Below are 23,201 nucleotides of genomic sequence, written 5' to 3'. Positions count from 1 at the left end.
TGAAATTCTCTTTGCTGGGGGCCCAACCCCAACTTGCTTAGCTTGTAAAATCACTTTCGTGATTTTTTGTGTTGGGGCCCCGCCCACCTCCGCAAGGATGACTAGAACTGAGAAAAGCTTGATTTAAGCGCCTTCTCAGTTCAGTCAGCTACTGCGAATTTGATAATTAGCATTACTATATAATTTATGTCCCAGACTGTATTTCTCTGGAAATACAATTCCAGATTTTTAAATGTATATCGAAAACAAATAGAATTAGAAAAGCCACAAAGAAATTATAAATCAGTTTCTTTGTTAGCTTCTTCAATACGTGTATTTACTTTATTTAATAATGAATCAATTTTTTTACGTTGTGTACTATTAACAAGGATTAATACAGTTCTTTCATCATGTTCATTACGTTTTTTATCAAAGTAATCTTCTTGAGATAAATTTTTCACTGCTTTAACTACTTGTGGTTGTTTGTAATTTAAGTGATTAATAATATCTTTTAAATAATATTCATCTTCTTTACTTTGACTAATGTATGTTAAAACGGCGAACTCTTCAAAACTAATTGAAAATTCTTTTTTGATGATATTTTTTAATTTATCTGCGTATGTGATCATTGCTAATAACTCGAAGCAATCATTGATTTTTGAAATTGCCATTTTGAAACCTCCCCAATTTATGTGTGCTTTTCTATTTTGCCCGTTAAATTATATATAACGTCCTATAATAGTTAAAAATACTTAAATAATTTAGATTAAAAGAATTTTATTAAATTAATTTAATGCTATATTATTTAGTTAATTATAACTAAATGGAATTAAGAAGTAAACAAAAAAGTACTTAATAAAACAATATTTTGATTATTATATTCTTTGTTTGAATTTCAAAGCAATTGATAAAAATCAATTAATTAAGAACAATTATTATTTCGCTCTATATAATAAAATTTATTCCGAATAGCTTATTGTGAAAAACTTATGGTTAATAGGATAGAAGTGAGGATGAAGGGTGTACGATAACTTTATCCCCAAAGTTTAATCCTTTGGATACCATAATATACCCATTTTTGGGGCTCTTAGTATATTCTATTCTTCTTTTAATAATTTTGTTATTTTGTGTAATTAAAACATAATCATTTTCAAATATTGAATTTGTAGGTAGTTCTATTTTAGAACTTCCAACATCAATATCGAAATGACGACCAAGTGGGTAATGATCTTGGGTGGAAATATTTACTTGATAAATGGATTCTCCTTTTTCCACTTTGTGAGGAATTTGAGAAATAGATAAAATTTTACCAGTGAATAATTTAGCGTGCTTTGTTGTAACATTTACCTCTTGGTTTATTTTAATTTGATCTAATTGGGATTCAGTTATATTAGCACGAATAATATGTTTTTCGCTATTAATTTGCATTATTTTTGTATTTAATTTAGAAGGATGTGGATCTAAGACGGTTACTTTGCCATGAATAGGGGAATGAATACGTGTTTGTAGCCGATTTTGAAGTTCAAGTATTTGTGTGTTTAGCGCTATGTGTTGTCCGCCTGGTGGTTTCGGGGATTGGTTGAGAAGAGAAGCTAGAGCTTTCTTTTTAGAGACAATCATTTTCTCGAGAATAGGGTTATAATAGTCTATCAAAGGAGCATCAGAATGAATGGTTTCACCATTTTTAACAAATAAAGAGGCAACATTGCCTAGAGAAGGATTGAAATATAAAGTAAAGCTTTCTTGAGATTGCTGTTCACCAATAAAAGAAAGGGAATATTGAGGTTTGGCAGTGAGCGTTTCTATTTTTGAAGTGTCTGGTTCGTTAGGTATTTTTGAATAAATATAATAGCCGAAGGAGATAATCAGGAGGATAAGTGCAGTCACTAAAAGTTTTAATGGGGTAAAAAATGTCTTCAGTAAAATCACCTCTATAAAGTTGTTATACAATGATTATACTATGGTGATGAGGTTGTGACAAAAATAATATAATGAAGNNACTGAACTGAGAAGGCGCTTAATTCAAGCTTTTCTCAGTTCTAGTCACCCTTGCGGGGGTGGGACAACGAATTTAAAAAGAATTCTGTCCCACTCCCAATATTATTAAATTAAAAAAATGTCTTCTCAACAATTAAGAAAAGAAGACATTTTGAATAAATATATCAATATTCTGTTATACAAATTAAAAGAGACGTAATAAAACAATCCCAATGGCAATAGCGATTAATCCACTGAATTTGCGCAATGTTATTGAATTTTTGGGAACACCTAAGCCGAAGTGATCGATCAATACGCCCATGAGCATTTGTCCCAACATGGCAACAATTGTAGTTAACGCTGCGCCTAAAAATGGCATTAGAATAATGTTTGAAGTGACAAAAATAACGCCTAATACACCACCAATGAAATGAATAGGCTTGATTTTACCTATATCTGGTTGTGAGACTTTAATTTTAAGGCTTCGGTTAAATATTAACGTTAGAATGAATAACGCGAATGTGCCAACGCTAAATGATACAAGTGACGCAAACAATGAATTATGCATTTGTTGAGCTAAACCACTATTAATGGTTGTTTGTAATGGCGGTGCAAAGCCAAATATAAATCCGATAATTAGCCATACATAAAACATAAGATTTGTTTTTTCTTCAAGTTTATTTTTAGGTATCTCATTCATCAATAAAATACCGAAGAGTAAGATTAAAATGCCTACTGCTTTTAAAAGTGTGAAGGGATGATTACTCGCGCCAAGTAAACCGAAAGTATCAATGAAGACCCCCATGATGATTTGACCAGCTACGGTCATAACTACTGTTAATGCTGCACCTATACGGGGAAGTAATAATAAGTTTCCTGTTAAGAAACAAACGCCTAACAGACCACCAACCCACCAATGATAGTCTATTGTGTGGCCACTATAAAATGAAGCATCAAATAATTTAGGGTTAAAAATTACATTTAATATAAATAAAAATAAACTACCTATAAAAAATGAAATGGTAGACGCATAGAAAGTTGATTCAGTGAAACGTCCTAGACGAGCATTAATTGAGGTTTGTATTGGAACCATCATACCAGCCACGATACCAAGTATAAATAAAAATGCCACAATTGACCTCCTACATTTTTTATAATTAACACATCATTATTATACGCATTTAAAATATTATTTTCAAAATACAGTAGCGGAATTGTCGCGATGCACATCATTATATATGTAGGACTTTGAATTGAAGTTTAAAAAAGGAGAGTAACAGAATTCAAGTTGAATTCATTGTTACTCTCCAATTTGTCTTGCTTATAGGCGCATGTTTGATGTTACGGTCCGCTCGCAAGGATGACTAGAACTGAGAACAGTACCATTGAAGTACCTTCTCAATTCAATTCATTACTGCCAATTTTCGATGTGGACGCGTAATAATCGCTTTGTTTCGAAATCAATGACATAACACGATCGTGATAGGTTATTTTGTTTCGAAAATGACAGTACTCGTAACATCTATTAATTTAGCAGATGTCGCTTTAATCGGTGTACCGGCTGTAGGTTGTAAAATATTAAGCTTAATAATATTATCCATGGCATCTTTAGCATCAGCCTCTGATACAACAACGTTAACTTTCGGGAATTGCAATTTAGCAGTTTTATTTAAATTTGTTTTAAAAGCAAGTTCTAAAGTTTTTGTCATATTATATACCTCCTTAATTATTTTTAGATTTGAATTAAGCTAAATCTTGAGTTTTAACGACTTCAATTTTGTCGAATGGTTCATTAATCAGATGTGCGATGATATTAACAAAAGATCTGATTTCTGAATCTGTGGCTCTTGTATTTAAGTTTGTAAAACGACGTTTCGTTTCTTTTGCTTTGCCACTTGCATCGTGAGTGATATGCGTACAAACAATAGATAATTGTGAAATTTCATTCATGTGTTTGTCACCTCCTTTCACTCTATATATCGAAATCAATTCAAAAAAGAGACACATTATTTTAAAGAAATTTGAGCAAAAACGTTTCATGTTACTAAAATATGGTTTATCATTAAATAAGAAACTTTTATGAGGTGGATAGATGAATCAAGTTGAACCAATCAGAAATAAAGATGATATAAAAAAGATGTATGATGTATTAAAACGTAAATCAGATAGAGATTATCTTTTATTTAAATTAGCAATACATACGGGTATACGTTTAACAGATTTATTAAATTTAAAAGTAAACGACGTCAAAATGGATGATCAAGATGACATTAAATCTTCTTGGATTCAATCATGTGCACCTGCAATTAAAATCTTGTTGCCGAATGACTTGCGTGGAGAGATTAAGCGGTTTATTGAATATAATAACCTTATGGACAATCAATTATTATTCCAATCAATAAGAACACATAAGGAACTTTCTAGACAACAAGCTTACCGAATCATTCATCATGCGGCTGAAGAATTAGGGTTGTGTCATATTGGTTTGACAACTTTGCGTAAAACGTTTGCTTATCATGCTTACCAATCGGGTATTTCTATTGCAATCATACAAAAATATTTAGGTCATCAGACAACACAAGAAACGGTTAAATTTATCGGGTTGTCTGCCGATGATGAACTTCATACAATTATCGCTTTAAATTTATAATTTAATTTTTATTGAAAAGGAGGCTTTTGATGAGCTTAGTATACTTACTAGGTGGACTAATCGTTATTATGCTAATCGTCCTAATGACGTTGTTTATTAAACCATTGAGACGGTTTGCGGGATATATTGCATTGTTAGCACCTATTTTAGCTTCAGGGTATTTCTTGACCCAAATTCCCAGTGTTTTAAATGGAAAATTTGTAGAATTTAAGATTCCATGGATGCCCGCTATTGATGTTAATCTTGACCTCAGATTAGACGGCCTGGGATTAATGTTCGGATTAATTATCTCCATTATAGGGGTGGCAGTATTTTTCTATGCTACTCAATATTTATCTGCTAATAGAGATAACTTGCCACGTTTCTTCTTATATTTATTATTATTCATGTTTAGTATGTTAGGTATTGTCGTTTCAAACAACACTATTTTAATGTATGTATTTTGGGAATTAACGAGTGTATCGTCATTTCTATTAATTTCCTACTGGTATAGCAATGCTGAAAGTCAATTAGGCGCAATTCAGTCATTTATCATTACCGTATTAGGTGGTTTAGCCTTATTAACAGGTTTTATTATGCTATATATCATTACTGGTACAAATACGATTTCAGAATTACTTACACAAAGTCATAGCATTAGCGAACATGCTCTATTTATACCAATGATGATAATGTTGTTAATTGGGGCTTTTACTAAATCAGCACAATTTCCATTTCATATTTGGCTACCTAAAGCCATGGCTGCTCCAACGCCTGTAAGTGCTTATTTGCACTCGGCTACAATGGTTAAAGCTGGTATCTTTTTACTATTTAGATTCACGCCTATTTTAGGCTTAAGTGATAGTTATATTTATATTGTTACGTTTGTTGGATTGATTACGATGATATTCGGCTCTGTAACAGCCTTGAGACAATATGATTTAAAAGGTATCTTAGCGTATTCAACTATTAGTCAATTAGGAATGATTATGTCGATGGTTGGTCTAGGTGGAGGCATTGCACAACATCCATCAGGTGTAATGGCAGAAACCTACACACTCATATTATTCGCAGGTTTATTCCATTTAATGAATCACGCTATATTTAAGTGTGCTTTATTTATGGGTGTCGGAATTATTGACCATGAAGCTGGTACACGAGATATTCGTCGCTTAAGTGGTATGCGAAAATACTTCCCGAAAATGAACTTAGTCATGACACTCGCTGCGTTATCAATGGCAGGTGTACCGTTATTAAATGGTTTCTTGAGTAAAGAGATGTTCTTTGATTCTCTAGTTAGCGCAATCGAATTACAACAATTTGGTTTAACGTTAACGATTATTGTGGTAGCAATTGGTGGTATCGCGAGTATCTTTACTTTTGTCTATGCAGTTTACATGCTTAAAGAAACTTTTTGGGGAGAATTTGATGAAAAGAAAGTGCCTAAGAAACACATTCACGAACCATGGTTGTTTAGTTTGCCAGCAATCATTTTAATGGTTATGATACCTGTTATTTTCTTTATCCCTAACGTTTTCACTGAGCGTTTAGTATTGCCAGCACTTCGTAATGTTACCAATTTAGGTAGCAACGTTGATGCAATAGCACCGCACGTATCTCAATGGCATGGCATTAACTTACCACTCATTTTTAGTGTGATTGTTATTATAGTTGGTCTCATTTTAGCGTTAAAAGTGAACTGGAAAGCGATAACGCATCAAGTGATTAAGTATGCATCGATAACAACTTCTTATCGTAATGTGTATCGAGGTTTCGAGCGTTATTCTGGTCAAATGATCCGAGGTTTAATGAACAACAGATTAAACCACTATAACATTATTACAGTACTCATTTTCTCTATATTAATTGCTTACGGTATATTCCAAGTCGGCTTGCCAAAGCTACATCAAATAGAAGTTTCAGAATTTGGCCCATTGGAAGTTATTTTAGGCATTATGATCAGTATTGTTGGTATCGCGTTAGTGTTTATTCGTCAACGTTTAACGATGGTTATTTTAAATGGCATCATCGGTTATAGTGTGGCATTGTTCTTCTTATTAATGAGAGCACCAGATTTAGCATTAACGCAATTAGTAGTAGAAACAATTACGACAATTCTCTTTATTGTCAGTTTCTCAAGATTGCCAAACATCGCACGAACAACTGCGAATATGAAAAAGGAAACTGTCAAAATTATCGTGTCATTTATTATGGCTGGAGCCGTCGTGACACTGATATTTATTGCCCAACAAGGTGATGGTTTTGAGTCAATTTCTAAATATTATATGAATGCCTATGAATTAACTGGCGGTAAAAATATCGTAAATGCAATCTTAGGTGATTTCAGAGCATTGGATACAATGTTTGAAGGTATTGTTTTAATCATAGCTGGTTTAGGTATTTATACATTATTACATTACAAAGATAGGAGGGGCCAAGATGAAAGAAAATGATGTTGTGTTAAGAACCGTTACTAAAATCGTTGTCTTTATATTATTAACCTTTGGGTTTTATGTTTTCTTTGCGGGACATAATAATCCGGGTGGCGGTTTTATAGGTGGTCTAATCTTTAGCTCGGCCTTTATCCTAATGTTCTTAGCTTTTGATGTAGATGAAGTTTTAGAAAGTCTTCCAATCGATTTTAAAAAATTGATGATTGTTGGTGCTATCATTTCGGCACTTACTGCAATTGTGCCAGTGTTCTTTGGTAAAGCGTTCCTATATCAAAGTGAAGCATACATCCATTTACCTTTATTAGGTGAATTGCATGTAACAACAATTACATTATTTGAATTAGGCATATTGTTAACGGTTGTTGGTGTCATTGAGACAATTATGTTGGCTTTGAGTGGTGGTAAATCATGAATTTAATATTATTACTTGTGATAGGATTTTTAGTGTTTATAGGAACGTACATGATACTATCACTCAACTTAATTCGAATTGTTATAGGTATTTCGATTTATACACATGCCGGGAACCTAATCATTATGAGTATGGGTCATTATAGTAATAAGATGACAGAACCGTTAATTCATGGTCCTAATACCAATTATGTGGACCCGTTATTACAAGCGATTGTACTTACTGCAATTGTTATTGGCTTTGCGATGACTGCATTTCTATTAGTGCTTGTTTATCGAACATACCGTGTTACTAAGGAATCTAATATTGATGTATTAAGAGGAGAGGAGGATGACAATGAACAGTAATTTATTAGTTCTTCCTATCCTATTACCATTGTTATGTGCATTGGTGCTTGTTTTTACGAAAGAAAAAAACATGTTATCTAAAATTTTGTACATTGGAACAATGTCTATTAATACAATTATTTCACTTTATTTATTAATCTATGTGCTACAGCATAAACCTATCACCCTTGATTTTGGTGGTTGGGCAGCACCTTTTGGTATTCAATTTTTAGGTGATGCTTTAAGTTTAGTTATGGTCACTGTTGCATCGTTTGTTGTGACACTGATCATGTCTTATGGATTTGGACGTGGCGAGGATCGTGTTAATCGATACTACTTGCCTACATTTATTTTGTTCTTAACAACGGGTGTTATTGGCTCATTCTTAACATCTGATTTATTCAACTTATATGTTATGTTTGAAATTATGTTACTCGCTTCATTCGTGCTCGTAACATTAGGTCAATCTGTCGAACAATTAAGAGCGGCCATTATTTATGTTGTCTTAAATATCATAGGTTCATGGTTTTTCTTACTAGGTATTGGCTTGTTATATAAGACAGTTGGAACATTAAACTTCTCACAAGTCGCATTACGCTTAGATCAAATTCATGACAATAAAGCGATTATTATTATTTCAATTGTCTTTATTGTGGCATTTGGTTCGAAAGCCGCACTGGTACTCTTCATGTGGTTACCTAAAGCCTATGCAGTACTTAACACTGAACTTGCAGCTTTATTTGCAGCATTAATGACGAAAGTAGGTGCGTACGCACTGATTCGTTTCTTTACACTTCTATTTGACCAACATACAGGCGTGACACATCCATTGCTAGTATTTATGTCTTGTATCACAATGCTTATAGGCGCATTCGGCGTTATCGCATATCGTGATATTAAGAAAGTCGCTTCATATCAGGTTATATTATCAATAGGTTTTGTCATTTTAGGTCTAGGTTCAAATACGTTTGCAGGTGTCCATGGTGCCATCTTCTATCTAGCCAATGACATTATCGTTAAAACGATGTTGTTCTTTATTATAGGTAGCTTAGTGTATATGTCTGGTTACCGTGAATATAAATACTTATGTGGGCTAGCTAAGAAGGAACCGTTCTTTAGTGTTGCATTTGTTGTTATGATATTTGCGATTGGAGGCGTTCCACCATTTAGTGGTTTCCCAGGAAAAGTGTTAATCTTCCAAGGTGCAATTGAAAATGGTAATTACATTGGCTTAGCATTAATGATTATCACAAGTTTATTAGCTATGTATAGCTTATTTAGAATTCTATTTATTATGTATTTTGGAGATAATGATGGTGAACAGGTTGATTTCAACCCGCTACCTAAACATCGTAAAACAATTCTGGGCGTCTTAGTCGCAGTAGTACTTGCAATGGGTATTGCAGCACCAGTCGTGATGCATGCTACTGAAAATGCTACAAAATTGAATTTGGATGATAATTACTTCCATAGCATTGTTAACACACATTTGAAGGAGGGGAATAAATGAGACAAATTGTATTGAACATATTAATCGCATTTTTATGGGTACTGTTTCAAGATGAAGACTCATTTCAATTCTCTACCTTCGTATCTGGCTTCATCATTGGTTTAATAGTAATTTATATACTGCATCGTTTCTTTGGACAAGCTTTTTATCCTAAAAAGATATGGGTAGCTATCAAGTTTCTCGGCGTCTATTTATATCAATTAATTACTTCTAGTATTAGTATTATTAAGTACATTTTATTCAAAACGAATCATATGAATCCGGGCTTATTAACGTATGAAACGAAATTAAAAAATGATTGGGCCATAACCTTTTTGACAATTTTAATTATTATTACGCCTGGATCGACAGTGATTCGAATTTCAAAGACAACGAATAAATTCTTTATACACAGTATTGATGTTTCTGAAAAAGAAAAAGAAAGCCTACTTAAAAGTATAAAACAATATGAAAACTTGATTACGGAGGTGACACAATGATTGAAACGCTCACGAATTTCTTCATTACAAGTGCATTAGTATTGTTTGGCATAGCGTTCATAATTGGCTTATTCCGTTTAATCAAAGGACCTACAACAGCAGATAGGGTTGTAGCATTTGATGCTTCCAGTGCTGTTATTATGTGTATTATAGGTGTGGTTAGTGTGATTTATAACACTGTGTCATTCCTTGATTCTATTATGCTTGTTGCCATTATTTCATTTGTAAGTTCTGTATCTATTTCTAGATTTATAGGGGGAGGTCGTGTATTCAATGGTACAAATAAACGAAATCATTGAGTTGATTGCCGCGCTCCTTATATTTCTTGGTAGTATTATTGCTGTGATTAGTGCGATTGGAATTGTTAAATTTCAAGATGTCTTTCTACGAAGTCATGCATCTACTAAAAGTTCGACGTTATCTGTCTTATTAACATTAGTAGGCGTGTTAATTTACTTTACGAATCAACAGAGTTTCTTTAGTGTAAGATTGTTATTATCGATTGTTTTTATCAACTTAACATCACCAGTTGGTATGCATTTAGTTGCGAGAGCAGCATACCGTACAGGCGCATACATGTACCGTAAAGATGATGCACCAAAACGCTCTTCAATTTTATTGAGCTCTAAAGAATACAATTCAACAGAGGAACTTAAAAATCGTGCTCGAATTCGAGAGGAACGTCGAGAGAAAATTTATTATGACGTTCAAAAGCAACGACAGAAAGAAAAAGAAAAGCAACAAGAAGAGAATATTGAAAGCTTATCAGAAGCTAGAAAAGAAACTAGAGATTGATTAAATGAATGAGATTGAACATAAACACGTCATCGTAAAGACGACTGGTTTGAATGTTCAATCTCATTTTTTAGGTTGATATATAAATTAATGTCATTAATAGATTTAAATAAACATAAAGAAATAACAATGATATAGGTGAAGTGCAAAGTAATACCTGCTGAATAAATCATTTATATGGTTGTTTGTTGTTTTTTTGAGTAAATAAGATTAATCACTAGCCATATGATTTGTACTAGGAAAGGGAATAAGTACGCAAATCCTAGTACTGCAATATTAATCCATTTTATTTCAGTCGTTTGTATGACCCCTGTAGCATCTACTGTTCTAAACCAAAGTAAAAGCGCAAATCCTAAAAAACTTAGTACTTCAATGCCGCTTACTATCCACCAAAAGATCCATGAAATTTTCATAAAATCCCCCCCCTTTTTTGAATGTGTGACGTCGTACGATGCTAACTTATGCTTTTGATTATAGATTTTCTCGTTGTAAATATGAGTTGGGAGTGGGACAGAATTCTTTTAAATTCGTCGTCTACTCCCAGCTTGCTTTGCTTGTAAAATCACTTTCGTGATTTTTTGTGTTGGGGCCCCGCCCACCTCCGCAAGGATGACTAAAACTGAGAAAAGCTTGATTAAAGCGCCTTTTCAGTTCAGTCAGCTACTGCGAATTTGCAAAATAGCATCATCATATTATTTATGTCCCGGACTCTTCTTTTAAATAAGTTATGAGTAATTCCTTGTAGTAGTCGATAAAACGAAGGTATTTTTCTTTTTCTACATACTCGTTAATTTGATGTGGCACTGTTCCGGGTCCAAACATTAGGAAAGAAAAGTGTTCATCTTTATCTCGTAACAAATTAGAAGCGTCTGTGACACCGACTGTTGGTGAAGCAACAATGTCTTCGCCAAATATCTGCTTAGCCACACGTTGTCCAATCTTAATTAATGGATTATCTCCTGTTGTTAATACTGGATCTAAGTCTAAATATAAATCTTCTTCAAGTTGACCCCCTTGTTTATTGACTTCTTCTAAGTAAGTTTTAAATAGGGCTTTAACTTTTTTATTATCATATTCTGGAATCGTTCTAATATTAAATTCAGCAGTGGCAATGTCAGGAACTGAATTCACTTGGTTCCCACCATGTAAAATGGTATTGCTAATAACAAGTCCAGAAATCACACGTTCAACCTCATCCGCATCTATGTGGTTGTCTTGTGTTAATTGTGTTTGAATGCGCTCAATAAGATGTGAAAAATCTAGTTTTTCGCTTTTTAAAGTTTTAGAAATACGTTCATATTCAGTATCGATATCTTGAATAAAGTCAATTAATGGTTTAATCGCATTATATCCGATAACAGGTACAGAACTGTGAGTAGCTTTACCTTTAGAAGTGATTTTATAATCCATTGATCCTTTATGAGCATAAACGATGTTTGTTTCAGATGGTTCAGCAATAATCAAAGCATCAACGTCATTCATATAACCTTTTTGATATAGTTGTGCTGAACCAAATTGTTCTCTTTCTTCACCCGCAGTTGCCATGAATTTTATCGTACCATGAGGTAGTTGATGGTTTTCTTTCAATTCAATCATTGCAATCGCTAAAGCCATTAACCCAGATTTCATATCTGAAGTACCACGGCCATATAGTCGGTTTTCTTTTTCGGTCAATTGAAATGGGGGATAGTCCCAATCATTGTGATCGCCTTCTGATACAACATCCATGTGGCCTGAAATTGCTACCACAGGGCTTCCACTACCGATTGTAGCAATTAAGTTTGCACGTTGACCTTCTACCGTATCAATTTCTGCCTTAATATGATGTGCTTCAAATAAGTCTTTTAAATAAGTAGCAACTTCCATTTCATTATCATTCACCGTATTAATCTCTACAATATCTGATAATAATGTCAGTTTCTCTTTCTCTGAAAATGTATTCATGATTTTAACTCCTTAAAATAGAAATATCGTACGGTTAAAATTGTAGTAAAGATAAAATATACGTCAACTGTAGTTATTTCTAATTTAGAACGTAGCAATTGAATCGATGATGATACATCCGTCATACATGCCACATTATTGCTGATTAGTATTTGAAGTTATCTTATGAAGAAGAACGTCTGCCATCACCATAAGACCAAACATAATGATTAAACTCATGGTTACATCGCTAGTAAAATGCGCACCGATTCGAATTCGGCTTAATGCCATTAATACACTATAAAATAGACCAATTGCGAACATGATTTTTCGTGAGCGAAGCTTATGGAAATAGAAAGCTAGAAACATGAGAAAGGCACCATTACCCGTATGCCCTGATGGGAATGAACTATGCCCTGTATTGCCATTTATGGTAAGCCAATTGGTAAAATGTGCCCCTTTGTCGCTAAGTTCATATGGTCTGACACGTCCCCATAATTCTTTCATATTGCCAACAAGTTCTAAGCCGATAAATAGTACGATAAAGCTGATAAGTGACACTTTAAATAATCTAGTTAATTCAGCAGTATTTGTGTTTTTTAACCAAAAATAATAACAAACAAATGCGATGATTAATAAAATGATTAGTGATATAAACATACTCAAACCTAAGGGTAAAGCGGTACCTGCATTTCCTTCATTATTTGCCATACCCATAGGCTTATGGTGCTTTATATTATTTGATGTTGATAATATGTATTGAACAGTTTCTGATACTAGTGCGTTCGTTTTAATTAGTGTGAATATAGAAGTCATAACGAAGATGATTAACTTAGCAAATCGATGATTAAATGTTGTGAATACATAATAATTTAATATAATCACAGAAATAATGAGTACTAACGTAGGCGGGAATAACCCATAATTTTGAAAGAGTGTGCCAAATAGATCATTTTGATTCATCAATGCATTTGATATCGGTTGATCTGCGACTGTTGCAATCAACATAAGTAAGAGTAAAATGCCTAATACTGTCGCAGTAAGTCTTTTTGAAATAGTCATGTATAATCCTCCTAAATGGTTTTCAATTGAAGCACCCGATTGTTTAAAACGAAATGATTTCAGTTTGAACATTTCTAACTAAAGCATAGTAATGAATGTTTAATTCAATGTTAGGGGATAGTAAAAATTTTATTAAAATCTCAATGAAAGTCTTAGTTGTTATAAAGGTGATTGTTATAAGTGATCAAACAAATGAATGGTTAGAAGTAGATTGTAATGTTATCAATTTAATAAAAATGGATTAAAAATGAATGCAAGTTAGTTAATTCAGTGTAACTTTAATGGTAAAATTATAACTAACCGATTGTGAGTTTAAGATGTATCTTATAAAGATATAAATAGACATAAAGCGTATTTTTTATATTAGGCAAGTCTTATTTCTCCAATTAAATATGAAGTATAAAATGGGGTGGAAGTTTGGAAATATTTGAAACGATTCTCATATTTCTAGCCGTAGTGATTATAAGCTCCTTTGTTCATACTTTTATACCCAAAGTGCCTCTGGCATTCATTCAAATTGCTTTAGGAATGCTCCTCTTTTTAACACCTGTACCTGTAGAATTCAACTTTGATTCTGAACTCTTTATGGTAGCAACGATTGCACCGTTACTGTTTGTGGAAGGTGTTAACGTTTCCAGAGCTCATTTACGTCGCTATATTAAACCGGTTATGTTAATGGCATTAGGACTCGTTATTACCACTGTAATTGGTGTAGGCCTGTTTATTCATTGGATTTGGCCGACACTTCCTATAGGTGCCGCATTTGCTGTAGCTGCAATATTATGTCCAACGGATGCTGTGGCTGTGCAAGCAATTACAAAAGGTAAGGTTCTACCTAAAGGTGCTATGACTATACTTGAAGGTGAATCATTACTTAATGATGCAGCAGGTATCATTTCATTTAAAATTGCAGTAGGTGTTCTAATTACTGGTACATTTTCATTATTTGAAGCGGTGCAACAATTTCTGATTGCGTCAATCGGTGGTGCAATTATTGGTTTACTTATTGGTATTGCACTCGTTAGATTCCGTTTAACGCTTACCAGACGTGGCATAGAGAACATTAATATGTTTACATTCTTACAATTATTGACACCATTTGTTACATATCTTGTAGCTGAAATGTTTCATGCGTCAGGAATTATTGCCGCTGTTGTTGCGGGTTTAGTACATGGTTTTGAACGTGATCGTATCGCTCAGACACGCACACGACTTCAAATGAGTTATAACCACACTTGGAATATTCTAGGGTACGCATTGAATGGTTTTGTTTTTTCAATATTAGGATTTTTAGTTCCAGAAGTTATTGGGAATATTGTAAAAACAGAACCACACAATTTATTGTTCTTAGTTGTGATCACGGCCTTGGTTGCGTTAGCAGTCTATCTATTTAGATTTATTTGGGTGTATGTGCTATATCCATTATTCTATTTATCTGTCAGTCCTTTCCAAAAATTAATGAATGAAGAAGGGGAAGACAAGAAAAAAGAAAAACCACCTAAACGAAGTATGTATGCCCTTATCATGACGCTATGTGGTGTTCATGGAACCATTTCATTGGCAATCGCATTAACACTGCCTTATTTTTTAGCAGATCATCATGCATTCTCATATCGTAATGATTTACTATTTATTTCCTCAGGTATGGTTATTATCAGTCTAGTGGTTGCACAAGTAGTATTGCCGTTTGTAACAGCGAGTGCACCTAAAGCGAAGATTGGAAGTATGAATTTTAAAGAAGCAAGAATTTATATTCTTGAGCATGTCATTGATTACTTGAATCATCATTCATCGTTTGAAACAAGTTACCGCTATGGCAATGTGATTAAAGAATATCACGATAAATTAACGTTCTTGAAATCTGTTGAAAAGGATGACGAGAACTCTAAAGAACTTGAACGATTACAAAGTTTAGCATTTAAAGTTGAAACGAAAACGTTAGAACAACTTGCCGATGATGGTGAAATTACAGCGAGCGTATTAGAAAACTATATGCGTTACGCTGAACGAACTCAAGTATATCGTCAAGCTTCACTTATACGTCGAATGATTGTTGGCGCAAGAGCTTTACTTTTAAAACGTCGTATAAGAACGCGTACGAATGCCGCATCATCGTTAAGTGTGACGGATAACTTATTGGAACTATCTAAAATAAATAAGATTGTTCACTATAATGTAGTCAGTCGTTTAGTAGATGAAGCGAATGAAGATAATAAATTAGAAGTTGGTATGATTTGTGACGGATATCTTATGAGAATCGATAACTTATCGCCATCTAATTTCTTTAATACACGAGCAGAAGATTCAATTACGAAGATTAAATTAAATGCTTTGAGAGAACAACGTCGTGTTTTATCTAGTTTAACTGATGATGGCGACATTACTGAAAGTACAGCATTAAAGTTAAGGGAAGCAATTAACTATGATGAAATGGTTATCGTTGATAGTTTAACCGACTAATTTAATCATGGTTGTTGAAGATATAGCGATGTGGGAGTGGGACGGAATGCTTTATAAATTCGTGGTCACTCCCACATTGCTTAGCTTATGGAATGTCTTGATGAAATTCTCTTTGCTAAGGCTCACTCACAAGGATGGCTAGAAGGGATACAAGCTTGATTTAAGTCTTTTCCCAGTTCAGTCAGCTACTAGGAATGTGCAAAGTAGCATCATTATATAATGTATGTCCAGGATCGCATTTAAAAATTTCAGATTGTTTAAATAAGCGTGAATAACATTCATTAGCAATTCATGATACAATAAAGTGAATGCATGGGTGAGGTGAAATGATGTTAACTGAAGAAAAAGAGGATTATCTGAAAGCAATATTAGCTAATGATGGAGATACATCCTTTGTCTCAAATAAAAAGTTATCTCAGTATTTAAATATAAAGCCTCCTTCAGTTAGTGAAATGGTTGGACGTTTGGAAAAAGCTGGTTATGTTGAAACGAAACACTATAAAGGTGTAAAGCTCTCAGATGAGGGGTTGAAACATACGTTAGATATCATTAAGCGTCACCGTCTGTTGGAGTTATTTTTAATAGAGGTTTTACAATATACTTGGGAAGAGGTACATCAAGAAGCGGAAATATTAGAACATCGCATTTCAGATTTGTTTGTAGAACGTTTGGATAAGATACTTGATTATCCTGAAACATGTCCACATGGTGGCATTATCCCAAGAAATCAACATTTCGAAGAGAAATTTACAATATCTTTATTAGCATTCGCGCCTGGTGATAAAGTGACGATTAAACGTGTACGTGATAAGACTGAACTCCTGGTCTATCTTTCAAGCAAAGATATTTCAATAGGAAATGATGTTGAAATAGTAACTAAAGATGAAACGAATAAAGTCATGATAGTGAAACGAAATGATATTGTAACGATACTAAGCTATGACAACGCAATGAATATATTTGCAGAACATGTTTAATTAGATAATAGAATCTCCACTAAATTGGTCAGTTATACCGCTTTAGTGGAGATTTGTTTAAATTGAATTAAAGTGTGAAGATGAGCATAACGTATATTGCTAACGTGTTAAACGCTATCCATAAGGTACTGAAAATGAACGTGGGTATACGTGTGATTTCTGTTAAGGTACGCCCATCCCAACTCGGGATGGGGCGTTGAAATGTTAGTTTAAATATTGTCCAACTTGATTGTAAAACTTCGCCTAATAACACGCCAAGAATCAGATGATACATAAAAATGACTAAATAATAAAATAGCAATTGATTGTCGTGTTGCACTAAAAAGTATAAAAGTGCGATGAATATGATTAATACAATCATTGGTGATAGTTTGCGTGATGTTAGAATGAAAAAATAAATAAAAATAATGATATAAGCGCTTAAGAATAGACTTGGATGACCATAATAAGCAGCACTTAGACCGATTAAGAGCATCAATGGAGGCATGATATAGCCGCCTAGTGTTGTAATGAATTGTCCAATACGCCCTTTGGATTGCGTAATAGCATAACCTTGTTGCATCGTTTGCAATCGTTCAGATGGACGGGTAACGATAACCAAATCTTTTGCGCGTCCGCCACTGATTTTATTAAATAATACATGACCAAATTCATGTGTAAGTACAGGAATATAGTTTAAATAAACGTCTAAATACTGATTAAATGAGCGATGTCTATTTTGATGAATCATTATATAGATCATTGCTATAATAAGGATTAAATATATATTTAAATTGATAGTTGTAGTAAAAAATTGTTCTAAATAGACCATAATTGACCTCGTGAAGTATAAGATTATAGTATTGATTATAAAGTAAATTTAATGATTTAGCGTTTAGACTTTAGATGTATCTTTTAGAGAGAACATGAATATCAGTTGAAAACGTGTTGAGAAGAAAAAATAATTATTTATTATGTTTCTATTTTCATATACTATATGCATATGAAATGGTTTAGACAGTAAGGAGATTACTTAAATGCATGATCAAAAAGAGATAACAGCGACTAAAGTGGATATTTTAGGTGTTCAATTCGACAATGTAACGATGCTAGATATGATTGAACATGTCAAAACATTTTTCACGCAAGACACTGAGGATAATTTGTTTATCGTGACAGCTAATCCAGAAATCGTTGATTATGCGTCAGAGCATAGTACATATAGACAGCTAATTAATAGTGCGGATTACGTTGTTCCAGATGGTACGGGTGTTATTAAGGCATCGAATCGATTAGGGACGCCGTTAAAAAGACGTGTGCCAGGTATCGAATTGATGGAACATTGTTTAAAGATTGCGCATACGAATTATCAAAAGGTATATTTACTTGGTGCTAAACATGAAGTAGTCACACTGGCACACAATAATTTACAGCAGAAATATCCGCAAGTCCAATTTGATTATCATCATGGCTATATAGACTTAAATGATGAGACAGTCATCAAACGAATACAACGTTTTAATCCGGATTATATTTTCGTTGGGATGGGCTTTCCAAAACAAGAAGAGTGGATTCAAAAGCATCGACATACCTTTAAAAGTACTGTAATGATGGGTGTAGGTGGCTCACTTGAAATTTACAGTGGCACGAAGAAGAGAGCGCCTAAACTATTTATTCAATTGAATATAGAATGGGTATATCGCTTATTAATCGATTGGAAGCGTATTGGGCGTATGCGTAGTATTCCTAAATTTATGTATAAAGTTTTTAAAGTACAGCGACGAATGAAGAAGAATAAATAAGGAGTGGGGCAGAATACTTTTGAAGTCATTGTCCCGCTTCTAGCTTGCTTAGCAAAGAGAATTTCTTAATAACATTTTATTTGCCGGACCCCTGTTGGCAAGGATGACTAGAACTGAGAAAAGTTTGATTCAAGCGCCTTCTCAGTTCAACCAGCTACTGCCAAAAATACGAAGAGGCTGAGACATTTTATTTTGTCCCAGCCTCTTCATATTTTTATCTTGATGATCGCTATTTAACAATAAATCGTTTTTCATCTAAACCTTTTCTGAATGCTTTTTGATCGGCTTTTGATTTTTTCTTGAAGTCTTTTAAGAATTGCTCATATTTAGGAAGTACCTCTTCTAATTCTCCGTACTCTTTGAGCTTTCCGCCTTCAATCCAAGCAATTTTAGTACAGAACTCTCGAACTTGACGGATGTTATGACTAACGAAGAATATCGTTTTGTTGGCTTCTTTGAATTCATAAATTTTGTCTAAGCATTTTTGTGTGAAAGTTTGGTCCCCAACGGATAATGCTTCATCAATAACTAAAATATCAGGGTTGATTGTAACGTTAATTGAGAATCCTAATTTAGCACGCATACCACTTGAATAATTTTTAACAGGTTGATGAATAAATTCGCCTAATTCACTAAATTCTATTACTTGAGGCATAAGTTGTTTAATTTCTTTTCTTTTGAACCCCATACATAACATTTTAAATTCGATATTTTCCACACCAGTCAAACGACCGTTAAGGCCTGCATTGATTGCGATGACACTCACTTCACCGTTGCGTTCAATATTGCCTGAAGTAGGTGAGATTGAGCCACCAATCATATTACTTAATGTAGATTTACCTGAGCCGTTGATGCCGACTAAACCGATGACATCACCTTCGTGTGCTGTGATAGAGACATCATCTAAAGCGAAAAATGTATTATTTTTATTTTTAGGGATTAAGGCATCTTTAATGCGTTCTTTATTATTGCGATAAATGCGATATTCTTTTGTCACATTTTTGATATTTACAGATACGCTCATGATAATTCCTTCCTTATCAATACTTATATAGATTATAATACATCATACAATAGTTGTTAAATTTATTAACCTAGTGTAAAGTGTATAAGAGATTTTGTATAACTTTTTGTAAACAATAAGTAGATTTTACTTTTTTTATAAAATGAAGTCCATAGTTATGATCTTATTTTATAGTAATCTACTTTACAATATATAATAATATGATGCGTACGTAATAATTATATTAAACTTTTGAGAAAATGTTATATATAATGTAGTTATCCGAATCATTAATAAATACGTTAATACATTGTATATATTTAATTGAAAGCGTGGTTAATTTCAATGTCGGCAGTAGGATCTGTTTTTAAAGAACACATCAAGAATTTTTACTTAGTGCAAAGACTTGCACAATTTCAAATTAAAATAACGAATACGAATAACTATCTTGGCGTAGCATGGGAATTACTGAATCCAGCATTACAAATCATGGTTTATTGGTTCGTATTTGGTATGGGAATCAGAAGTAACCAGCCTGTTCACGGTATACCTTTTATTTATTGGTTGCTAGTAGGGATTAGTATGTGGTTCTTCGTCAATCAAGGTATTTTAGAAGGAACGAAATCGGTAGCGATGAAATTTAATCAAGTAGCAAAGATGAACTTCCCGCTCTCTATTATACCGACGTATACGGTAACCAGCCGATTTTATGGTCATATAGGATTATTGTTAATTATCATTGGCATTTGTATCGTTAATGGTATTTACCCTTCGATTCATATTGTACAATTATTGATTTACGTACCACTTACATTCTTCTTTACGGCGTCAGTTGCATTATTCACATCGACGCTTGGCATTATTGTACGTGATACGCAAATGATTATGCAGGCCTTGCTAAGAATTCTATTCTATATGTCTCCAATACTATGGGTGCCTAAAGATTCAGGTATTGGTGGAACAATTGGTGAAATCATTAAATTTAATCCAGTCTATTTCTTGGCAGAATCATATCGTGCTGCAATATTATTCCACGAATGGTACTTTATTGAACATTGGAAATTATTACTATATAACGTTATCGTTATTTTAATATTCTTCGTATTAGGTTCAATTTTACATCGTAGATATCGTGATCATTTCGCAGATTTCTTATAATTTTAAAGTCCTTGATAAATGTAGAAGCGTTTATCAAGGATTTTGTATATTCAGTACATCGGGTAGTTTTGATTTATAATTTTTATATTGAAAATATGAGAGGTAAACGTATGCGACTAATTATAAAAAAAGTATATATGTTGATGATTGCATTATTGAACTTCATTTTTAAAGGAAAATCCGTAGACAAACAACGTATCACTGTTCTAATGACGTTCCCTGAAGATGTCATGCCAATTATTAATGACTTAGATAGTAAGGGTTACAATATCACTGTGATTGCGAAGGTTGAAGAACAATATAGGCTAGAACATCTTAACCATATTACTTTTATACCTGCAGGAAATAAACATATCGTCAAACATATCAGAGCGTTGAGTCGTTCAAAAGTCATTGTCATTGATACGTATTATTTAATGCTAGGTGGTTATTCTAAGAAACACTCACAAACGATTATTCAAACGTGGCATGCATCAGGTGCCCTAAAAAATTTCGGTTTAACCGATCATCAAGTTGATTTAACTAACAACACAATGGTTAAGCAATACCAGCGTGTATATCATGCAACAGATTATTATCTTGTTGGTGGAAAAGAGATGGGGGAATGTTTTAAGGCCTCATTTGGTGCTACTGAATCACAAATGTTGCCACTTGGTTTACCTCGTTTAACCCACTATTTAAAATTCAATCTTAAGGCCGAGCAAGAACGTTTGAAAAAACTTTATAATATTCATAAAACGTTAGTTGTCTATGTTCCAACGTATCGTGAAGGTTCAGAAAATAATAGACACATAGATGTTGAACGATTTGAGCAAGCTTTGCCTGAGTACACATTGATTAATCAACTACATCCATCAATTTCGCAACGTCAATCTGTAGCGACAACTCAGGAATTGATGATTATGGCGGATATCATTATTAGCGATTATAGTTCATTACCTATTGAGGCAAGTTTGCTAGATAAACCGACATTGTTTTATGTGTATGACGAAGAAAAATATGATAAAATTCGTGGCTTAAACCAATTTTATAAAGCCATTCCTCAACGATATAAAGCAACGACTGAGGAAGAATTGATTGTAAAAATTAAAAATGATGTCGCGCTGTTTGAACCATTATTTAAACATTGGCATAAATATAATAGTGAAGCAAGCGTTCAACGTGTTACAGAATTTATTGAAAAGATGGTGGAAAAATGAAAATAGCTATCATAATTCCTGTATATAATGCAGAAAATACAATACGTAGGGCAATCAAATCGATTGATACAACGCATGAAGTTGAGATTATTTGTGTGAATGACGGCTCTACAGATCATTCAAGGCATGAACTTACGCAATTGCAAAAAGAAGTTAAAAATATCATGATTTACAATCAAGATAATCAAGGTGCAGCTGCAAGTAGAAACTTTGGATTAGCTGCAATGTCTGATGACGTGGAAGCATTTATGTTTTTAGACGCAGACGATCAGTTTCTACCGGGAAGACTTGATAAAATGATTGATTATTATGAGCGTAATCAAGAAGTCGATATCGTTATAGGGCAAATTGGAAGAGGCGTTCATGGAGACTGGAAAATTGTACCTACACATGAAGAAATGAATCGTGAAGCATTAGTATCATTAGCACAAGCACCTGAAATCTTGCAATCTATTGGGCCAGGTGGAAAACTATTCAATTCTAAATTTAGTGCGTTGCGCTTTGATGAAGATGTTGTGTTCTGTGAAGAACATACCTTTATTACACGTGCTTATTTAACTGCACGTGATATACAATTATTACCGCTGATAATATATGGATATAATGAGCAAGAAGGTTCAGTCACTGATAAGCGTGGTGATACGTTTATCTCCTATATTGAAGATGCCAGACGCGTACGTCAAAGGGTTATGGAGATACTCCTTTTAACAAATGAGAAAGCCTACTATAGTTATCGAATGGATGATTTAATCGTGAGTTATCTTATTCAAGCTTATTTATTAAAATATAGTAGAGTAACACCTAACTTTATTGATAAAGTTACGCATTATATTAAGGATATGCAACATACCAATTACTCTGGAGATGCGTTGTTTAGAATTATCCAAGCTGTTGAGCAAGCTGCAACGCATTGGACGCGCGATACTTATGAGAAGTGGCGTCAAACACTTATTGATGTCGGTATTGGACGACCTGGATATTTCCGATTCAAAGCACAGGTCATGCCTAAGAAATTTGCATTTAATAGTAAACAGTCTCTCAAACGCCTTTTAAAGCTATAGTGTAATATGTCTTATAT

The 23,201-nt window shown here is 33.5% G+C and carries 24 protein-coding genes; 14 read left to right on the top strand and 10 right to left on the bottom strand.

Annotation, left to right across the window (positions count from 1 at the left end; all coding sequences use genetic code 11):
• Window positions 1–275: 275 nt before the first annotated feature.
• From sarA to sroA, 5 genes are all read right to left on the bottom strand, one after another.
• Entirely contained in the window at window positions 276–650 is a 375-nt protein-coding gene (sarA, locus tag JVV30_RS07840) for a global transcriptional regulator SarA (RefSeq protein WP_053030732.1), read from the bottom strand.
• Between the two features lie 322 nt (window positions 651–972).
• A complete protein-coding gene (locus JVV30_RS07835; RefSeq protein WP_343283857.1) occupies window positions 973–1,908 on the bottom strand; it encodes an efflux RND transporter periplasmic adaptor subunit in 936 nt (311 codons plus the stop codon).
• Between the two features lie 253 nt (window positions 1,909–2,161).
• Window positions 2,162–3,088, bottom strand: a complete 927-nt coding sequence (locus JVV30_RS07830; RefSeq protein ID WP_070854519.1) for a DMT family transporter — start codon at window positions 3,086–3,088, stop codon at window positions 2,162–2,164.
• Between the two features lie 355 nt (window positions 3,089–3,443).
• Window positions 3,444–3,665 carry a DUF2922 domain-containing protein gene (locus JVV30_RS07825; protein ID WP_070854518.1) on the bottom strand — a complete coding sequence of 74 codons (222 nt, stop codon included), beginning with the start codon at window positions 3,663–3,665 and terminating at the stop codon, window positions 3,444–3,446.
• Window positions 3,666–3,699: 34 nt separating this feature from the next.
• Window positions 3,700–3,906, bottom strand: coding sequence for a sigS mRNA-stabilizing protein SroA (sroA, locus tag JVV30_RS07820; RefSeq protein WP_070854517.1), 207 nt, complete (start codon window positions 3,904–3,906; stop codon window positions 3,700–3,702).
• Window positions 3,907–4,048: 142 nt separating this feature from the next.
• On the opposite strand from sroA, the gene JVV30_RS07815 reads away from it, so the two are divergent.
• From JVV30_RS07815 to JVV30_RS07780, 8 genes are read left to right on the top strand one after another with little or no spacing between them, the layout of a single operon-like run.
• Entirely contained in the window at window positions 4,049–4,606 is a 558-nt protein-coding gene (locus tag JVV30_RS07815) for a tyrosine-type recombinase/integrase (protein ID WP_053030723.1), read from the top strand.
• Window positions 4,607–4,635: 29 nt separating this feature from the next.
• Complete coding sequence (locus JVV30_RS07810; RefSeq protein WP_204193945.1) at window positions 4,636–7,038, top strand: DUF4040 family protein; 2,403 nt, start codon at window positions 4,636–4,638, stop codon at window positions 7,036–7,038.
• Complete coding sequence (mnhB2, locus tag JVV30_RS07805; RefSeq protein ID WP_053030719.1) at window positions 7,025–7,450, top strand: Na+/H+ antiporter Mnh2 subunit B; 426 nt, start codon at window positions 7,025–7,027, stop codon at window positions 7,448–7,450. The genes JVV30_RS07810 and mnhB2 overlap by 14 nt, the downstream gene beginning before the upstream one ends.
• Window positions 7,447–7,797: a Na+/H+ antiporter Mnh2 subunit C gene (mnhC2, locus tag JVV30_RS07800; RefSeq protein WP_053030717.1), complete on the top strand. Its 351-nt coding sequence runs from the start codon at window positions 7,447–7,449 to the stop codon at window positions 7,795–7,797. Before mnhB2 ends, mnhC2 begins: the two co-directional genes overlap by 4 nt.
• Window positions 7,787–9,286 (top strand): Na+/H+ antiporter Mnh2 subunit D, encoded by a 1,500-nt coding sequence (gene mnhD2, locus JVV30_RS07795; RefSeq protein ID WP_204193944.1) that lies wholly within the window; start codon window positions 7,787–7,789, stop codon window positions 9,284–9,286. The genes mnhC2 and mnhD2 overlap by 11 nt, the downstream gene beginning before the upstream one ends.
• A complete protein-coding gene (gene mnhE2, locus JVV30_RS07790) occupies window positions 9,283–9,765 on the top strand; it encodes a Na+/H+ antiporter Mnh2 subunit E (RefSeq protein ID WP_053030713.1) in 483 nt (160 codons plus the stop codon). Before mnhD2 ends, mnhE2 begins: the two co-directional genes overlap by 4 nt.
• Entirely contained in the window at window positions 9,762–10,064 is a 303-nt protein-coding gene (gene mnhF2, locus JVV30_RS07785; RefSeq protein ID WP_053030711.1) for a Na+/H+ antiporter Mnh2 subunit F, read from the top strand. Before mnhE2 ends, mnhF2 begins: the two co-directional genes overlap by 4 nt.
• Complete coding sequence (locus tag JVV30_RS07780; RefSeq protein WP_053030709.1) at window positions 10,039–10,560, top strand: Na+/H+ antiporter subunit G; 522 nt, start codon at window positions 10,039–10,041, stop codon at window positions 10,558–10,560. Before mnhF2 ends, JVV30_RS07780 begins: the two co-directional genes overlap by 26 nt.
• Window positions 10,561–10,733: 173 nt before the next feature.
• Here the strand turns inward: JVV30_RS07780 and JVV30_RS07775 are convergent, their stop codons facing one another.
• The 3 genes from JVV30_RS07775 to JVV30_RS07765 all read right to left on the bottom strand — a co-directional run bounded on the left by JVV30_RS07775 (window position 10,734) and on the right by JVV30_RS07765 (window position 13,545).
• Entirely contained in the window at window positions 10,734–10,973 is a 240-nt protein-coding gene (locus tag JVV30_RS07775) for a DUF3923 family protein (RefSeq protein ID WP_070854514.1), read from the bottom strand.
• Between the two features lie 283 nt (window positions 10,974–11,256).
• Window positions 11,257–12,504, bottom strand: coding sequence for an ArgE/DapE family deacylase (locus JVV30_RS07770; protein WP_204193943.1), 1,248 nt, complete (start codon window positions 12,502–12,504; stop codon window positions 11,257–11,259).
• A gap of 135 nt (window positions 12,505–12,639) precedes the next feature.
• A complete protein-coding gene (locus tag JVV30_RS07765) occupies window positions 12,640–13,545 on the bottom strand; it encodes a phosphatase PAP2 family protein (protein ID WP_070854512.1) in 906 nt (301 codons plus the stop codon).
• A gap of 417 nt (window positions 13,546–13,962) precedes the next feature.
• On the opposite strand from JVV30_RS07765, the gene JVV30_RS07760 reads away from it, so the two are divergent.
• Window positions 13,963–16,005: a cation:proton antiporter gene (locus tag JVV30_RS07760; protein WP_053030699.1), complete on the top strand. Its 2,043-nt coding sequence runs from the start codon at window positions 13,963–13,965 to the stop codon at window positions 16,003–16,005.
• Between the two features lie 329 nt (window positions 16,006–16,334).
• Window positions 16,335–16,982, top strand: a complete 648-nt coding sequence (locus JVV30_RS07755) for a metal-dependent transcriptional regulator (protein WP_053030796.1) — start codon at window positions 16,335–16,337, stop codon at window positions 16,980–16,982.
• A 67-nt stretch (window positions 16,983–17,049) separates the two neighbouring features.
• Here JVV30_RS07755 and JVV30_RS07750 read toward each other — a convergent pair whose 3' ends face one another.
• A complete protein-coding gene (locus tag JVV30_RS07750; protein ID WP_070854511.1) occupies window positions 17,050–17,793 on the bottom strand; it encodes a M50 family metallopeptidase in 744 nt (247 codons plus the stop codon).
• Between the two features lie 205 nt (window positions 17,794–17,998).
• On the opposite strand from JVV30_RS07750, the gene tarA reads away from it, so the two are divergent.
• Window positions 17,999–18,763, top strand: a complete 765-nt coding sequence (gene tarA / locus JVV30_RS07745; protein WP_049426486.1) for an N-acetylglucosaminyldiphosphoundecaprenol N-acetyl-beta-D-mannosaminyltransferase TarA — start codon at window positions 17,999–18,001, stop codon at window positions 18,761–18,763.
• 229 nt (window positions 18,764–18,992) lie between these two features.
• On the opposite strand, the gene tagH is transcribed toward tarA, so the two are convergent.
• Window positions 18,993–19,787 (bottom strand): teichoic acids export ABC transporter ATP-binding subunit TagH, encoded by a 795-nt coding sequence (tagH, locus tag JVV30_RS07740; RefSeq protein WP_049426487.1) that lies wholly within the window; start codon window positions 19,785–19,787, stop codon window positions 18,993–18,995.
• A gap of 324 nt (window positions 19,788–20,111) precedes the next feature.
• On the opposite strand from tagH, the gene JVV30_RS07735 reads away from it, so the two are divergent.
• The 3 genes from JVV30_RS07735 (at window position 20,112) to JVV30_RS07725 (ending at window position 23,184) form a co-directional block, all read left to right on the top strand.
• Window positions 20,112–20,924, top strand: a complete 813-nt coding sequence (locus JVV30_RS07735; RefSeq protein WP_049426488.1) for an ABC transporter permease — start codon at window positions 20,112–20,114, stop codon at window positions 20,922–20,924.
• Between the two features lie 110 nt (window positions 20,925–21,034).
• Window positions 21,035–22,123, top strand: coding sequence for a teichoic acid glycerol-phosphate primase TarB (tarB, locus tag JVV30_RS07730; protein WP_049426489.1), 1,089 nt, complete (start codon window positions 21,035–21,037; stop codon window positions 22,121–22,123).
• Complete coding sequence (locus JVV30_RS07725) at window positions 22,120–23,184, top strand: glycosyltransferase family 2 protein (RefSeq protein ID WP_204193942.1); 1,065 nt, start codon at window positions 22,120–22,122, stop codon at window positions 23,182–23,184. The genes tarB and JVV30_RS07725 overlap by 4 nt, the downstream gene beginning before the upstream one ends.
• Window positions 23,185–23,201: the final 17 nt, after the last annotated feature.

The sequence above is a fragment of the Staphylococcus sp. GDY8P47P genome (assembly GCF_016892225.1).
GTDB classification, from domain to species: Bacteria; Bacillota; Bacilli; order Staphylococcales; family Staphylococcaceae; genus Staphylococcus; species Staphylococcus borealis.
This window is presented reverse-complemented; position numbering and strand designations above follow the sequence as displayed.

What these genes read in the sequence shown, in the direction of transcription:
- JVV30_RS07825 (WP_070854518.1), bottom strand. Translation starts at nt 3,665, where the DNA reads ATGACAAAAACTTTAGAACTTGCTTTTAAAACAAATTTAAATAAAACT.
- mnhE2 (WP_053030713.1), top strand. Translation starts at nt 9,283, where the DNA reads ATGAGACAAATTGTATTGAACATATTAATCGCATTTTTATGGGTACTG.
- mnhD2 (WP_204193944.1), top strand. Translation starts at nt 7,787, where the DNA reads ATGAACAGTAATTTATTAGTTCTTCCTATCCTATTACCATTGTTATGT.
- JVV30_RS07775 (WP_070854514.1), bottom strand. Translation starts at nt 10,973, where the DNA reads ATGAAAATTTCATGGATCTTTTGGTGGATAGTAAGCGGCATTGAAGTA.
- JVV30_RS07735 (WP_049426488.1), top strand. Translation starts at nt 20,112, where the DNA reads ATGTCGGCAGTAGGATCTGTTTTTAAAGAACACATCAAGAATTTTTAC.
- JVV30_RS07780 (WP_053030709.1), top strand. Translation starts at nt 10,039, where the DNA reads ATGGTACAAATAAACGAAATCATTGAGTTGATTGCCGCGCTCCTTATA.
- tagH (WP_049426487.1), bottom strand. Translation starts at nt 19,787, where the DNA reads ATGAGCGTATCTGTAAATATCAAAAATGTGACAAAAGAATATCGCATT.
- JVV30_RS07815 (WP_053030723.1), top strand. Translation starts at nt 4,049, where the DNA reads ATGAATCAAGTTGAACCAATCAGAAATAAAGATGATATAAAAAAGATG.
- JVV30_RS07750 (WP_070854511.1), bottom strand. Translation starts at nt 17,793, where the DNA reads ATGGTCTATTTAGAACAATTTTTTACTACAACTATCAATTTAAATATA.
- sarA (WP_053030732.1), bottom strand. Translation starts at nt 650, where the DNA reads ATGGCAATTTCAAAAATCAATGATTGCTTCGAGTTATTAGCAATGATC.
- JVV30_RS07755 (WP_053030796.1), top strand. Translation starts at nt 16,335, where the DNA reads ATGTTAACTGAAGAAAAAGAGGATTATCTGAAAGCAATATTAGCTAAT.
- tarA (WP_049426486.1), top strand. Translation starts at nt 17,999, where the DNA reads ATGCATGATCAAAAAGAGATAACAGCGACTAAAGTGGATATTTTAGGT.
- JVV30_RS07770 (WP_204193943.1), bottom strand. Translation starts at nt 12,504, where the DNA reads ATGAATACATTTTCAGAGAAAGAGAAACTGACATTATTATCAGATATT.
- JVV30_RS07810 (WP_204193945.1), top strand. Translation starts at nt 4,636, where the DNA reads ATGAGCTTAGTATACTTACTAGGTGGACTAATCGTTATTATGCTAATC.
- tarB (WP_049426489.1), top strand. Translation starts at nt 21,035, where the DNA reads ATGCGACTAATTATAAAAAAAGTATATATGTTGATGATTGCATTATTG.
- JVV30_RS07765 (WP_070854512.1), bottom strand. Translation starts at nt 13,545, where the DNA reads ATGACTATTTCAAAAAGACTTACTGCGACAGTATTAGGCATTTTACTC.
- mnhF2 (WP_053030711.1), top strand. Translation starts at nt 9,762, where the DNA reads ATGATTGAAACGCTCACGAATTTCTTCATTACAAGTGCATTAGTATTG.
- mnhC2 (WP_053030717.1), top strand. Translation starts at nt 7,447, where the DNA reads ATGAATTTAATATTATTACTTGTGATAGGATTTTTAGTGTTTATAGGA.
- JVV30_RS07725 (WP_204193942.1), top strand. Translation starts at nt 22,120, where the DNA reads ATGAAAATAGCTATCATAATTCCTGTATATAATGCAGAAAATACAATA.
- sroA (WP_070854517.1), bottom strand. Translation starts at nt 3,906, where the DNA reads ATGAATGAAATTTCACAATTATCTATTGTTTGTACGCATATCACTCAC.
- mnhB2 (WP_053030719.1), top strand. Translation starts at nt 7,025, where the DNA reads ATGAAAGAAAATGATGTTGTGTTAAGAACCGTTACTAAAATCGTTGTC.